The 14,693-nt window shown below is 65.9% G+C and carries 12 protein-coding genes; 6 read left to right on the forward strand and 6 right to left on the reverse strand.

What is annotated here, in order from left to right; translation table 11 throughout:
• Window positions 1-2: 2 nt before the first annotated feature.
• The 4 genes from AC5P7F_RS10865 to cmk form a co-directional block, all read right to left on the reverse strand.
• On the reverse strand, window positions 3-287 hold the full coding sequence (locus AC5P7F_RS10865) for a LapA family protein (protein ID WP_014646849.1): 285 nt from the start codon (window positions 285-287) through the stop codon (window positions 3-5).
• 77 nt (window positions 288-364) lie between these two features.
• Window positions 365-670: an integration host factor subunit beta gene (locus tag AC5P7F_RS10870; protein WP_005409286.1), complete on the reverse strand. Its 306-nt coding sequence runs from the start codon at window positions 668-670 to the stop codon at window positions 365-367.
• 87 nt (window positions 671-757) lie between these two features.
• On the reverse strand, window positions 758-2,443 hold the full coding sequence (gene rpsA, locus AC5P7F_RS10875; RefSeq protein ID WP_005416230.1) for a 30S ribosomal protein S1: 1,686 nt from the start codon (window positions 2,441-2,443) through the stop codon (window positions 758-760).
• Window positions 2,444-2,641: 198 nt separating this feature from the next.
• Window positions 2,642-3,319 carry a (d)CMP kinase gene (cmk, locus tag AC5P7F_RS10880; protein WP_014036894.1) on the reverse strand — a complete coding sequence of 226 codons (678 nt, stop codon included), beginning with the start codon at window positions 3,317-3,319 and terminating at the stop codon, window positions 2,642-2,644.
• Between the two features lie 197 nt (window positions 3,320-3,516).
• Here cmk and ykgO point away from each other — a divergent pair, with 197 nt between their 5' ends.
• The 6 genes from ykgO (at window position 3,517) to AC5P7F_RS10910 (ending at window position 8,012) form a co-directional block, all read left to right on the forward strand.
• Window positions 3,517-3,642, forward strand: a complete 126-nt coding sequence (ykgO, locus tag AC5P7F_RS10885) for a type B 50S ribosomal protein L36 (RefSeq protein ID WP_005409283.1) — start codon at window positions 3,517-3,519, stop codon at window positions 3,640-3,642.
• A gap of 175 nt (window positions 3,643-3,817) precedes the next feature.
• Window positions 3,818-4,117 carry a hypothetical protein gene (locus AC5P7F_RS10890; protein WP_227837998.1) on the forward strand — a complete coding sequence of 100 codons (300 nt, stop codon included), beginning with the start codon at window positions 3,818-3,820 and terminating at the stop codon, window positions 4,115-4,117.
• Window positions 4,118-4,156: 39 nt separating this feature from the next.
• Complete coding sequence (locus AC5P7F_RS10895) at window positions 4,157-5,194, forward strand: agmatine deiminase family protein (RefSeq protein ID WP_014646848.1); 1,038 nt, start codon at window positions 4,157-4,159, stop codon at window positions 5,192-5,194.
• Between the two features lie 160 nt (window positions 5,195-5,354).
• Complete coding sequence (locus AC5P7F_RS10900) at window positions 5,355-6,242, forward strand: carbon-nitrogen hydrolase (protein ID WP_049419256.1); 888 nt, start codon at window positions 5,355-5,357, stop codon at window positions 6,240-6,242.
• Window positions 6,243-6,256: 14 nt separating this feature from the next.
• Window positions 6,257-6,787: a GNAT family N-acetyltransferase gene (locus AC5P7F_RS10905; protein ID WP_164077745.1), complete on the forward strand. Its 531-nt coding sequence runs from the start codon at window positions 6,257-6,259 to the stop codon at window positions 6,785-6,787.
• A gap of 4 nt (window positions 6,788-6,791) precedes the next feature.
• Window positions 6,792-8,012: a TraB/GumN family protein gene (locus AC5P7F_RS10910; RefSeq protein WP_014646845.1), complete on the forward strand. Its 1,221-nt coding sequence runs from the start codon at window positions 6,792-6,794 to the stop codon at window positions 8,010-8,012.
• Window positions 8,013-8,147: 135 nt separating this feature from the next.
• Here AC5P7F_RS10910 and AC5P7F_RS10915 read toward each other — a convergent pair whose 3' ends face one another.
• Both AC5P7F_RS10915 and AC5P7F_RS10920 read right to left on the reverse strand, forming a co-directional pair.
• Entirely contained in the window at window positions 8,148-11,234 is a 3,087-nt protein-coding gene (locus AC5P7F_RS10915) for an efflux RND transporter permease subunit (RefSeq protein WP_014646844.1), read from the reverse strand.
• On the reverse strand, window positions 11,231-14,692 hold the full coding sequence (locus AC5P7F_RS10920) for an efflux RND transporter permease subunit (protein ID WP_238381442.1): 3,462 nt from the start codon (window positions 14,690-14,692) through the stop codon (window positions 11,231-11,233). The genes AC5P7F_RS10915 and AC5P7F_RS10920 overlap by 4 nt, the downstream gene beginning before the upstream one ends.
• Window position 14,693: the final 1 nt, after the last annotated feature.

The following is a 14,693-nucleotide window of genomic DNA, read 5'->3' on the forward strand; positions in this document are numbered from 1 at the left end:
GATCAGCGTCCATCAAAAGATTGAGGGGAAGCAACCGGTGCCGGCGTGGCGGCAGCGGACTTGTTGGCGCGGCGCAGCTGGCTGTAGAGCGGAATGACCACGCTCACCAGCACCAGGCCAGCGCCAACGATGACGCCGATCAGCAACGCGGCAATGATGGCCACGCCGACCGAGGTCTTAAGCTGGGTGAACAGCAGGTTGATGGTCATCTCGTCCATGTTCATGGCACCGATGATCAACCCAAGAATGAGTACCGCCAGCAGGACCAGCAGACGAAAAACCTTCATGCGACAGCTCCAGTGGCAGGAGTCCGTAGCTTATCCGACTCGCGGCTGGATTCGCACGCGGTGGCGCGACGGAAGGCTCAGGCCGGATCGGCGTCCAGCGGCAGTACACTGCTGACCCGCTCGCGCAGTTCCTTGCCCGGCTTGAAATGGGGGACATGCTTGCCCGGCAGGGCAACCGATTCGCCGGTCTTCGGGTTGCGACCCAGGCGCGGCGGACGATAGTGCAGCGAGAAGCTGCCAAATCCACGGATTTCGATGCGATCCCCGGCGGACAGCGATCCGCCCATCATTTCCAGCAACGACTTCACCGCCAGATCGACATCATCGGCCTTCAGGTGCGCCTGGCGGCGCGCAAGGATTTCGATCAGTTCGGATTTGGTCATTACCGGCTCACATCAGGGGCATCTCAGCCTGAAACGGCCCGGGCAATGCCCGGGCCGTCCAGGAAACAACGAACAGCGTAAGGCCGATTACTCGGACTTGTTGCCGTTCAGCTGTGCACGCAGCAGCGCGCCCAGCTGGGTGGTGCCGCTGGAAGCCGAAGAGGACTGGTATTCCTCCAGCACTTCGCGCATTTCCGCGTCGTCCTTGGCCTTGATCGACAGCTGCAGGGTACGGCCCTTGCGGTCCATGCCCACGAACTTGGCTTCGACCTTGTCGCCGACCTTCAGGTGCTGGGTGGCGTCGTCAACGCGCTCGTTGGCGATGTCGCGGGCCGAGACGTAACCTTCGATGCCGTCAGCCAGCTCGATGATCGCGCCCTTGGCGTCGACTTCCTTCACCACGCCTTCAACCTTGGAGCCCTTCGGATTGGCAGCCATGTACTGGCCGAACGGATCCTGCTCCAGCTGCTTCACGCCCAGGGAGATGCGCTCGCGCTCCGGATCGACAGCCAGGACGACGGCGTCCAGGGTATCGCCCTTCTTGAAGTTGCGAACGACGTCTTCGCCGGTGGTGTTCCAGCTGATGTCGGACAGGTGGACCAGGCCGTCGATGCCGCCGTCCAGGCCGATGAAGATGCCGAAGTCGGTGATCGACTTGATCTGGCCCGACACCTTGTCACCCTTCTTGTGGGTGGCAGCGAAGGTTTCCCACGGATTGGCGGCAACCTGCTTCATGCCCAGCGAGATACGGCGACGCTCTTCATCGACGTCCAGCACCATCACTTCGACTTCATCACCAACCTGGACAACCTTGGACGGGTTGACGTTCTTGTTGGTCCAATCCATCTCCGAGACGTGCACCAGGCCTTCGACGCCCGGCTCGATCTCAACGAACGCACCGTAATCGGTGACGTTGGAGACCTTGCCGAAGACGCGGCTGTTGGCCGGGTAACGACGGCCGATGTTGTCCCACGGATCCTCGCCCAGCTGCTTCAGGCCCAGCGAAACACGGTTGCGCTCGCGGTCGAACTTCAGCACGCGGACGTCCAGCTCGTCGCCGACGTTCACGACTTCCGACGGGTGACGCACGCGCTTCCACGCCATGTCGGTGATGTGCAGCAGGCCGTCGATACCGCCCAGGTCCACGAACGCGCCGTAATCGGTCAGGTTCTTGACGACACCCTTCAGGATCGCGCCTTCCTGCAGCTTGTCCATCAGCTGCTCGCGCTCTTCCGAGTGCTCGCTTTCGACGACAGCGCGGCGCGAGACCACGACGTTGTTACGCTTGCGGTCCAGCTTGATGAGCTTGAACTCGAGTTCCTTGCCTTCCAGGTAGGCCGGATCGCGCACCGGGCGCACATCGACCAGGGAACCCGGCAGGAAGGCGCGGACATCCTTGATGTCCACGGTGAAACCACCCTTGACCTTGCCGCTGATGCGGCCGGTGATGGTTTCGTTCTTTTCCAACGCTTCTTCCAGCTCGTCCCACACCATCGCGCGCTTGGCCTTCTCGCGCGACAGGACGGTTTCGCCGAAGCCGTTCTCGATCGAGTCGAGGGCGACCTTGACGATGTCGCCTTCGGCGACGTCGATTTCGCCAGCGTCGTTACGGAACTGTTCGATCGGCACGATGCCTTCGGACTTCAGGCCAGCGTTGATCACCACGACGTCGCCGCGGACTTCAACAACGGTACCGCTGACGATGGCGCCCGGCTTCAGCTTGGCCAGATTGGCCTGGCTGGCTTCAAACAGTTCGGCAAATGATTCGGTCATTAGATTTACTCTGTTGGACACATGGGTCGGTGGCGTCCCCTTCAGGGGAATGGCGACCGCCCGCCTGTTGGTCGACCCCGGAAACGCAGGTCGTGTGTAGTAGGAAAACCGCCACGCATCATTGCGCGGCGGAGCTGGTACAGCACTGCTATGCGCGACCGCCGCCGATGCTGCTGGCAGCGCTCCCGCGCGAACGGATCAGGCAGCCGGAACCGGAAGCAGATCCATCACTCTGGCAACGACATCATCGATGCCGATGCCTGTGGTGTCGATGAGGACAGCATCGTCTGCCGGCTTCAGGGGCGCCACGGTACGCTGGGCATCACGGGCGTCGCGGGCCATGATCTCGCGCAGGAGGTCATCAAAGTTAACAGAAACCCCCTTGTCTTTCAACTGCTTATGCCGGCGCTCGGCGCGCTCCTCGGCACTGGCGGTCAGGAAGACCTTGTAGGAGGCGTCCGGGAAGATCACCGTGCCCATGTCGCGGCCGTCGGCGACCAGGCCCGGCAGCTCCCTGAATGCGCGCTGGCGCTCCTTCAGGGCAGCGCGGACCTCGGGAATGGCGGCAATGGCCGAGGCCAGCGCACCGGTGGTCTCCAGGCGCAGCTCGTCGGTGGCATCGGTGCCGTTGACCATGACCCGCATGGCATCGCCCTGCTCGACAAACTGAACGTGGGTGTCGAAGGTGCAACGCACCAGCGCCGAGGCGTCGGAGGTATCGATGTCGGCCCAGCTTGCGGCCACGCCCACCGCCCGGTACAGCGCGCCCGAATCCAGGTAATGCCAGCCCATCCGGCGCGCGATGATGCGGCTGATGGTACCCTTGCCGGCCCCGGATGGGCCGTCGATGGTCAGGACGGGAGCGAGTGGATTCATGGGGGTCCCAGAGCGTGTGAAGAGGCCATTCTAGCCCCTGCCAGACGCCCCCAGCGGGATCTTTTGTGCAACCACTTGAAACCACGAGGAAAAGCCCGGTAGAATGGCGGGCTTGAACGAGCGTCAACTGCCGATTGTCTTTCGCATATCGCGGCCACGCTCCACCCGAACAACTACTGTTTACGCCGAGGTATGCCATGAAAGTCCTGTCCTCCCTGAAGTCGGCGAAGGCCCGTCACCGTGACTGCAAGGTCGTGCGTCGTCGTGGCAAGATCTTCGTCATCTGCAAGTCGAACCCGCGTTTCAAGGCGCGTCAGCGCTAAGCCTCACAGCCTTCCGGCTGCGGCTGGCCCTACGCGGGGCCGACCCGATGCAAGAAACCGCCTTCGGGCGGTTTTTTGTTTATGCGGCTTTTTCCTGCCGTTTTTGCTGTAATCGCCTTTCTTGACCACTGGGGAGTAGATCGAGATGAAGCGTTACCTGTCCGCCCTGGCCGTGATGGCCACCCTGGCCGCCGCCACACCGGCACTGGCCGATACCCTGCTTGTCGACCGCGCCCGCGAGAAGCCGGCCGGTGCCCTGCCCGTGCGCGGCCAGAGCATGCAGCAGGTGCAGGCGCAGTTCGGCGCGCCCAGCGAGCAGCTGCAGCCGCGTGGCGGGCAGAAACGGCAATGGCCGACCATCAACCGCTGGGTGTACCCGCAGTTCACCGTCTACTTCGAGAAGCAGAAGGTGATCGACGTGGTGGCCAACCAGGCGGACCCGAACGAAATCGGCCCGAAACCGCCGATCCGTTGATCCCATTACCCGCCGTGGGCGGGCCTGTGTAGCGAGACCATGAACCAGACCCTTCGTTTTCCTGCCGAGTGGGAAGCCCAGAGCGGCGTCCTGATTGCCTGGCCCACCGCCGATACCGACTGGGCTGACCGCCTGGGCCAGGTGGAAGAGACCTACATCGCCCTGGTCGCGGCCATCACCCGCTTCCAGCCGGTGCTGATCTGCGTGGCCGACGACGATGTGGAGACCTACGCCGAGATGCGACTGCGCTCCAACCGCATCGACATGGACAAGGTCCACTTCACCACGGCGGCCTACGACGATACCTGGCTGCGCGACTCCGGCCCGATCACCCTGCGCCGTGCCGACGGCGGCTTCCAGCTGCTGGATTTCCGCTTCACCGGCTGGGGCGGCAAGTTCGACGCCACCCTGGATGACCAGCTGGTGGGCGTGCTCGACCAGGCCGGCGTATTCAACGATGCGCCGGTCCGCAGCATTCCGTTCGCGCTGGAAGGCGGCGGCATCGAGACCGACGGTGAAGGCACCCTGCTGACCACCTGGAAGTGCCTGCACGAGCGCCACCCGGACCGCGACCGCGCCAGCCTGAGCGCCGACCTGGCCGACTGGCTGCAGCAGGACCGCGTGCTGTGGCTGGACCACGGCTACCTGGAAGGCGACGACACCGACGCGCACATCGATACTCTCGCCCGCTTCGCCTCTGCTGACAGCATCGTCTACCAGGCCTGCGACGACGAGAGCGACTCGCATTACGCCGAACTGCAGGCGATGGGCAATGAGCTGGCCGCGCTACGCACCAGGGATGGCCAGCCGTACCGCCTGTTCCCGCTGCCGTGGGCCCGGCCGGTGATCGACGAAGGCCGTCGCCTGGCTGCCTCGTACGCCAACTACCTGATCGTCAATGGCGCGGTGCTGATGCCGGCCTATGGCGACCCGGCCGATGACCTGGCCCGCGACGTGCTGGCACAGGCGCACCCGGGCCGAGAGATCGTGCAGGTGCCCTGCCGCTCGCTGATCTGGCAGAACGGCAGCCTGCACTGCATCACCATGCAGCTGCCGGCTGGGCTGTTGAAGGCGTAACGGTCGTGCCGGCCGCTGGCCGGCAACCCTGCAATGCCTGATGGATCCACGGGATTGCCGGCCAGCGGCCGGCACTACCCGCTGCGCCATTCAGCGCGCGGCACGCCGTCGCCGCCCATCCGCGCTAACATGCTGGTTTTCCCCCGCAGGAACGCCCCGCATGAACTCGCGCAGCCCCCTTACCGTCGCCCTGATCCAGGAGCGCAACCACGGTGATGCCGCCGCCAACCTGGCGGTGATCGAAGCACGCGTGGCCGAGGCGGCTGCGCAGGGTGCCAAGCTGGTGCTGCTGCAGGAACTGCATAACGGCCCGTACTTCTGCCAGCACGAATCGGTGGACGAGTTCGACCTGGCCGAGCCGATTCCGGGCCCGAGCACCGAGCGCCTTGGCGCGCTGGCGAAGCAGCATGGCGTGGTGCTGGTCGGCTCGCTGTTCGAGCGCCGCGCTGCCGGGCTGTACCACAACACCGCCGTGGTGTTCGAGAAGGACGGTACGCTGCTCGGCAAGTACCGCAAGATGCATATCCCGGACGACCCGGGCTTCTACGAGAAGTTCTACTTCACCCCGGGCGACATCGGCTTCACGCCGATCGATACCTCGGTGGGCCGCCTGGGCGTGCTGGTGTGCTGGGACCAGTGGTACCCGGAAGCGGCGCGCCTGATGGCGCTGGCCGGCGCCGAGCTGCTGCTGTATCCGACTGCGATCGGCTGGGATCCGGACGACGTGCAGGACGAGAAGACCCGCCAGCGCGACGCCTGGGTGCTGAGCCATCGCGGCCATGCGGTGGCCAACGGCCTGCCGGTGCTGAGCTGCAACCGCGTCGGCCACGAGGCCTCGCCGCTGGGCGCGTCGGGCATCCAGTTCTGGGGCAACAGCCACGTGCTGGGCCCGCAGGGCGAGTTCCTGGCCGAGGCCGGCACCGAGGCCACCGTGCTGCTGTGCGACGTCGACCTGCAGCGCAGCGAGCACGTGCGCCGCATCTGGCCGTTCCTGCGTGATCGCCGCATCGATGCCTACGGCGACCTGCTCAAGCGCTACATCGACTGAGCCGGAGCCCGCGCATGGCCGTCCTCATCCGTGATGCCGGCCCGGCCGACATCGACGCGATCACCGCGATCTACGCGGTGGAAGTGACCGACTTCGTCAACACTTACGAGTACGACATCCCGGACGCGTCCGAGATGCTGCGCCGCATGCGCGACATCATCGACCGCGGCTTCCCCTACCTGATCGCCGAGATTGACGGCCAGGTGGCCGGCTATGCTTACGCCAACACCTACCGCACCCGCGTTGCCTACCAGTGGACCGTGGAAAACTCGGTCTACGTCGATGCCGCGTTCCAGGGCAAGGGCGTCGGCACCGGCCTGCTGCAGGCGTTGATCGACGCCTGCGTGGCGCGTGGCTACCGGCAGATGGTGGCGGTGATCGGCGAGCCGACCAACACTGCTTCAATCAAGCTGCACGAACGCTTCGGCTTCGAACTGGTGGGCGTGTTCCGTGGCCTCGGCCGCAAGCATGGCCGCTGGCTGGACACCGTGCAGATGCAGCGCGCGCTCGGCGATGGCGCCGACACCGCACCTTCCAATGAATGAACCCATGACCGAAACCCTTCCCGAGACCGGTGACGACCTGTTCGCCGGCCAGCCGGTGCGCGTCGTCGAACGCGACGGCGTGCGCTACACCCTGCTGGGCACCGCCCACGTCTCCCGCGCCAGCGTCGAGGCCGTGGAAAAAGCCATCGACAGCGGCCGCTTCGATGCGGTTGCCGTCGAGCTGGACCCGCAGCGCCTGCAGGCGCTGAGCGACCCGGACACGCTGGCCAAGCTCGACCTGGTCGAGGTGATCCGCAAGGGCCGCGTCGCCCTGTTCGCCGCCAACCTGGCCCTGTCCGCCTACCAGCGCCGCCTGGCCGAACAGCTCGACATCGAGCCGGGCGCGGAACTGAAACGCGCGGTGGAACTGGCGCGCGAACGCGACCTGCCGGTGCACCTGATCGACCGCGAGGTCGGCCTGACCTTCCGCCGGGCGTCGCAGCGGCTTGGGTTCTTCGGCAAGCTGAAGCTGGTTGCCGGGCTGGGCGCCGGCCTGTTCTCGTCCGAGGAAGTGGGCGAGAACGAGATCGAAAAGCTCAAGCAGGGCGACATGCTGGAATCGAGCTTCGGTGAGTTCGCCAGCGAGAGCCCGGCGCTGTACGAGACCATCATCGGTGAGCGCGACCGTTACATGGCCACGCGCCTGCGCGAGGAGCATACCCCGCAGCAGCGTGAAGTGCTGGCGGTGGTCGGTGCCGGTCACCTGGCCGGGCTGGCGCGCTACCTGGAAACCGATACCGAGGCACCGGCGCCGCTGCGCGCCGAGCTGGAGGCGGTGCCGAAGAAGCGCAACATCCCGTGGTTCACGCTCGGCATCCTGGCGATCGTGGCGACCGGCATCGGTGTGGGCTTCTACCGCGGCGGCCTGGGCGTGGGTACCGAGCTGCTGGCGACCTGGGCAATGTATACCGGCGGCTTGGCGGGCCTGGGCTGCCTGCTGGCAGGCGGTCACCCGCTGAGCATCCTCACCGCGATCGCGGTGGCCCCGTTCAAGCCGTTCCGCCTGAGCATCCCAACCGGCGCATTCTCGGCGCTGGTGGAAGCGCGCCTGCGCAAGCCGGCCTACGAGGACTTCCTGAAGCTGCGCGACGATGCGCAGAGCCTGAAGGGCTGGTACCGCAATCGCGTTACCCGCGTGGTGCTGACCTTCATGCTGACCAACATCGGCAGCATGCTCGGCCTGTGGCTGACCACCTTCAAGGTGTGGGGCAAGGTGGCGGGGTAAGCCTCTCAACCGGCCACAGAATCTGTAGCGCCCGAGCCCATGCTCGGGCGACGGCGCGACGCGGCGAGCAGAAAAAAAGGGGGAGACCGCCCCACTACGACCGGCCTCCCCCACACCACAACACGTTGGCGCGCATTACAGCCGGGCAGCGCCCGGCTCCATCCTCTCCAGCCCGCGTGCACGGCGGATCAACCGCGTCACGGCATTGCGCAGGTCATCGAGCACCGCATAGATCGTCGGCAGGAACAGCAGGCTGACCACCGTCGAGAACGCCAGGCCGCCCGCAATCGCGCGCGCCATCGGCGAATACTCCGGGCCATTGCCGAACATCTGCGTATCGGTCAGCGAGATCGGGATCATCGCCAGGATCGCCGTGCCCATGGTCATCATGATCGGGCGCAGGCGTTCGCGTGAGCCTTCCACCAGCGCCTGGGTGCGGCCCATGCCGCTGCGCCGCAGGTTGTTGATGTGCTCGATCATCACGATGCCGTTGTTCACCACCACGCCCATCAGCACCAGGATGCCGATGAAGGACATGATCCCGAACGAGGTGCCGGTGATCCAGAACAGCCAGAACACGCCGAAGATCGAGAACAGCACGCCGCTCATGATCGCCGCCGGGAACAGCAGCGACTCGAACACCGCCGCCATCACCACGTAGATCATCACCAGTGCGATCAGCAGGTTGAACACCATCTGCTGCATGGCCTCGTCGTCGTTGCCGTAGTCGCCGCCGTCGAAGGTGAAGCCATAGCCGGCCGGGAAGTTCATCGGCTTGAGCACGGCTTCGATCGCCTTGCGCCCGTCCGGCGCGGTGACCTTCTCGGCCAGGTTGGCCTTGATGGTCAACGTGGTCTGGCGGTTGGTGCGGCCGATCTGGGTGGCCGACGAACCAACGTCCACGGTGACCAGGCTCAGCAGCGGCACGCTGCGGCCATCGCCGGTGCGCACGCTGAAACCGGCCAGGTCTTCCGGGCTGCTCTGCTCGGCGCCGGCAAAGCGCACCCACACCGGCACTTCGTTGTCACCGCGGCGGAACTCGCGCATCGGCGCGCCGCGCAGCGCCAGGCCGACGAAGCTGGCCACCTGCTCGGCATTGAAGCCGAACGCTGCGGCACGCTCACGGTCGACGCGCACCTTCAGCTCGCCGCCCTTCTCGCCGTTGTCGATGCGCACGTCACGCAGCTCGGCACGCTGCGCCAGCAACGGCACCACTTCCTGGCCGATCTCCTGCAGCATCGAGCTGGAATCACCCACCAGCTGCACCTGCACGCCTTGGTTGCTGCCGCCACCGCCATCGCCGCCCTGGTTGCCGACGAAGTAGTCGGTGCGTGCCGACTTCGGCAGGCCCTTGCGCAATTCCTCCTGCAGCGACTTGATGTCCTTGGCGTACTTTTCGTCCAGGGTGACCACCGTGGAGCTGCCTTCCTGCTCGCTGTACCAGGAATACACCTGCTTCACGTGCAGGCGCTCGCGGTTCTGGTCGATCCAGTTCTCCACCCGCGCCACTTCCTCGGACATCTGGCGGTAGGTGTAGGCGCCCTTCCACATGTAGCCGATGAAGATGTCCTTGCCACCCTCACCACCGAACATGTCGACCTTGGTCAGCTTCATCGGCACCAGGCTGACCAGCACCACGAGCAGGATGCCGAGCAGGCTCCAACCGCGGTGATGCAGTGACCAGTCCAGCAGCTGCGCATAGCGTCGCTGCAGGCGCGCGATCAGGCCGGTCTGCGAGTGCACCAGCTTGGGCGTGGCCATGCGCGCGGACAGCATCGGGATCAGGCTGACCGCCACCAGCCACGAGGCCAGCAGCGAGACCGAGATGGTGATCGCGATCTGCGCCATGAAGATGCTGATGTTGTTGGTCTCGCCGAACAGGTTCGGCACGAACACGATGCAGTGGCACAGCGTGCCGGCGCTGAGCGCGATGGCCACGTTGCGGGTGCCGATGATCGAGGCCAGCCGTGGCTGCCCCGGCATGCGCTCGCGCTCCTGGTAGATGCTCTCCACCACCACCACTGCATTGTCGACCAGCATGCCGACGGCCAGCAGCAGGCCCATCATGGTCAGGATGTTGAGTGTCACCCCGACGAAGTACATGAAGCCGAGGGTGATGGTGAAGCAGATCGGAATGGCCAGCGTCACCATCAGCGTCGACGGCCAATGGCGCAGGAAGAAGAACAGCACGGTGACCGACAGGATCAGGCCGACCGCGCCGGCCTCGGCCAGCTCCAGCAGCGAGGACGTCACTGCCTTGCCCTGGTTGTCGATCACCTTGATCTGCACGTCGCGCATCGACGGCTGCGCGCGGATCGCCTCGACTTCGGCCAGCGCCGCACGCGAAACGTCCACCAGGTTGGCGCTGCGTTCCTTGAAGATGTCCAGGCCCACCGCCGGGTTGCCGTCCAGGCGGCGCCCGTAGTTCATCCGCGCCGGCTTCAGGCGGACATCGGCGATATCACCCAGGCGCAGTCCCTTGGCGTTGATCACCAGGTCGCGCATCTCCTGAAGGTCGGTGATCTCGCCTACCGGCTGCACGCGCACGCGCTGGCCGTTGTCGTCGATCTGCCCGGCCGAGATCGAGAAGTTCAGCGTGCGCAGGCGCTCGCTCAGCTCGTTGATGCTCAACCCATGCGCGTTGAGCCGGTTCGGATCGATGGCGATCTCCACCTCGTTCGGCGGCGCACCGGTGATATCGACGCGGGCCACACCGGGAATACGCTCGATGCGCCGCTTGAACTCACGATCGAGCATGTCATAGGCGGTGGTCAGGTCGGTGGTGCTGGCCAGCCGCACCTTCAGCACGGGCTGGTCGCTGCTGGACCACTTGAACACGTTGTAGCGCTGCAGGTCGTCGGGCAGGTCGCTGCGGATCGCGTCGATACGCTCGCGCGCGTCCGACGCGGCAATGGCGATGTCGCGGTCCCAGTCGCTGAACTCGATGTAGATCAGCGCCGCCTCGGAGGTGGCCGACGAGCGCATGCGCTTGATGCCGGTCATCGTCGCCAGCGATTCCTCGACCGGACGGATGATGGTCCGTTCCACTTCTTCCGGGGTCGAGCCGGTGTAGGGAATCTGCACGAACAGGAACGGCGCGGAGATGTCCGGCAGCGCCTCCAACGGCAGCCGGAACGAAGCGATCAGGCCGATCACCACCAGCGACACGAAACACATGATGGTGGTGACCGGACGGCGGATGGAGAACTCGGCAACACTCATGCCGGTTCCTCCACACCCGCTGTGCCGCCCTCGTCGCCATGCAGGCCCTCACCGGCGTGCTTGCGGCCGCGCTCACGGTAGTAGGCGTCGCCGCGACGATCCATCAGGTCGTACACCACCGGGATCACCAGCAGCGTCAGCAGCGTCGACACCAGCAGGCCACCGATCACGGTGATCGCCATCGGTGCACGCACTTCGGCGCCCTCGCCCATCGCCACCGCCAGCGGCAGGAAGCCGAACAGCGTGCACAGCGTGGTCATGATGATCGGCCGCAGGCGCGAGCGCGCACCTTCCACCAGCGCCTCATGCTTGGCCACGCCGGCCTCGCGCAGCTGGTTGACCTTGTCGATCAGGATGATCGCGTTCTTGGTGACCAGGCCGACCAGCAGGATCAGGCCGATGAACACCACCACCGAGATTGGCTTTCCGGTCAGCATCAGCGCCAGGATCGCGCCGACCAGCGCCAGCGGGATGGTGAACAGGATCACGAACGGGTGCAGCAGGGATTCGAACTGCGAGGCCATCACCAGGTAGACCAGGAAGATCGCCAGGCCGAAGGCGAAGATCAGCGACTTCGCCGCCTGCGCCAGTTCCTCGCCCTGGCCGCCGATGTGCAGGCCGACGCCCGCGCCCAGCGGCTGCTCGGCCACCATCTGCTGCACTTCGCGCATGGCGGCGCCCAGGTCGATGTCGCGCAGGTTGGCCGATACCACCGCGACCCGGGTCTGGTCGGCACGATGGATCTCGCTGGGGCCGGTGGTGGCGACCACGTCGGCCACCGCGTCCAGGGTCACCGGGCGGGTGCTGCCCGGATTGACGATCAGCCGGCGGATGCTCTCCACGCTGGCGCGGTCACCTTCCTGGGCGCGCACCAGCACGTCGATCTTGCGGTCACGGAAGCTGTAGCGGGTGGCGACGTCGCCACGCACCTTCTTCACCACCACGTCGGCGATCTGGCGGGTGGTCAGGCCCAGCGCACCGGCGCGCTCCTGGTCGAAGCGGATCTGGATTTCCGGGAAGCCCTCTTCCACCGTCGACTTCACGTCGGCGTAGTGGGCGTTGCCGCGCAGCATCGCCGCCAGGCGCTGGCCGGCCACTTCCAGGGTCGCCATGTCCTGCCCGCGCAGTTCGATTTCCAGCGGCGTGGAAAAGCTGAACAACGCCGGCCGCGCGAAGTCGACCTGGGCACCCGGGTGCTGGCTCATGGTGCCGCGCAGGCGCTCGGTGATCGCCGCTTCAGTGTGCGCATTGCCGCCACCTTCCATCACCACGGTCAGCTTGCCGATGTTCTCGCCACTTTCGGTCGGGCTGGCATCCAGCCGGGTGCCGCTGCCACTGACGCCATACAGCGAGGCCACGCCTTCGCCCTTGCCATGCGCCAGCTGCAGCTCGCGCACCAGTGCATCGGTCTGCTTGAGCGGCGTGCCGGCCGGCAGCTTCACCGTCATTTCGAAACGGTCCTGCGCCAGCTGCGGGATCAGGTCGGCGCCAAGCATCGGCACCAGCGCCATGGTCGCCACGAAAATGATGGCTGCCACGCCCAGCACCTTGCCGGGATGCGCCAGCGCACTCGGCAGCAGGCGCAGGTAGCCTCGCTCGGCGCCTGCATAGGGCTTCATCGCCAGGTCGCTGGCCTTGCGCATCACCGGGCCGACCACCGCCACCACGCCGCGCCACAGGCGCACCACGAGCCAGGCCAGCGCATAGAAGCTCCAGCGCACGCTGGCGAGCACGCCACGGCGGCCCAGTGCAACCGGCTTCTGCCAACGCTTCTGCGGCTGCCATGCTGCGTTCGGCGCCTCTTCCGGGAACGCCAGCGGCGGCCGCCCCTTCAGCGAGCTCAGCATCGGGATCAGGGTCATCGACACCAGTAGCGAGATCGCGATGGCGATCGCCACGGTCAGCGCCTGGTCGCGGAACAGCTGCCCGGCGATGCCATCGACGAACACCAGCGGCAGGAACACCGCGATGGTGGTCAGGGTCGAGGCGACCACGGCCATGCTCACTTCACGGGTGCCGGCGATCGCCGCCTGCAGGATGCCCAGGCCACGCTCACGGGCCTTGGCGATGCTCTCCAGCACAACGATCGAGTCATCCACCACCAGGCCGGTGGCCAATGCCAGGCCACCCAGCGACATCACGTTCAAGCTCAGGCCGAGCTGGCCCATGAAGAAGAACGTGGCGATGATCGAGACCGGCAACGACAGGCTGATCACGAACGTACTCCAGCCATCGCGCAGGAACAGGAAGATGATCAGGATCGCCAGCAGGCCGCCGATCACGGCATCCTTCTTGACGTCGGCGATGGCGTGCTCGATGAAGCGCGACTGGTCCTCGATGGTGGTCAGCTCGACATCGGACGGGAACGTGCCCTTGATCTGCTCCAGGCGCTTGCGCAGCGCTTCAGCGGTGGACACGGTGTTGGCGTCGCCTTCCTTGTAGATGGCCAGCTCGACCGACTCCTTGCCGCCCAGGCGGATGATCGCTTCGCGCTCCTTGTAGCCCTGGCGCACGGTGGCCACGTCCTTCAGGCGCACCGGCACGCCGTTGGCAACCACGCTGGAGCCACCGCCGGACGATGCGCTCTGTGCCGCCGACGCCGCCGCGATGGCGGCCGCCGAACCGGTCGACGCGGCGATGTTGAACATCTGCTGCAGCGCCGAGTCCGCCGCGCTGCCATTGGCGGCCTGGGTGGTCACCAGCAGGTTGCGGATCTCCTCCAGGTCGGCGAACTGGTTGACGGTACGCACCAGGAAGCGCTGCGAGCCCTCCTCCAGGCGGCCGCCGGAAATGTTGATGTTCTCGTCCTTCAGGCGCTTGATGACGGTGTCGATCGGCAGGTTCAGCTGGGCAAGCTTCTGCTGGTCGATGTCGACCTGGATCTCGTCCTCCAGGCCGCCGCCCACCTTCACTGCCGCCACACCGGTGACCGGCTCCAGCTTCTTCTTGAGGTCTTCATCGGCATAGCGGCGCAGGCCGGTCAGCTCGCGCACCGCATCGGCATCGCTGGTCGGCGCCGTCTTGTTCGACAGCACCAGGCGCATGATCGGCTCGGTGGACGGATTGAAGCGCAGCAGCACCGGGGCCTTGGCCTCCAGCGGCAGGTTCAGCGCTTCCATCTTGTCGCGCACCTCCAGGCTGGCCTGGTCCATGTTGGTGCCCCAGGCGAATTCCAGCACCACGTCGCTCTGGCCGGTGCGCGAGACCGACTTCAGCTTGCGCAGGTTCTTGACCACGCCGACCGCTTCTTCGACCGGCTGGGTGATCAGGGTTTCGATTTCAGTCGGCGCTGCACCGGTGTATTCGGTGCGCACGGTCAGCGTCGGGTAGCTCAGGTCGGGCAGCAGGTTGACCTTGAGATTGCCCAGCGCGATCAAGCCGAACAGCAGCAGCGTGACCGTGCACATGGCGATGGTCACGCGGCGGCGGGTGGCAAACTCCACCAGGCCGCCGCGCATG

It is taken from the genome of Stenotrophomonas sp. YJH_SMC_105-26, assembly GCF_059368915.1.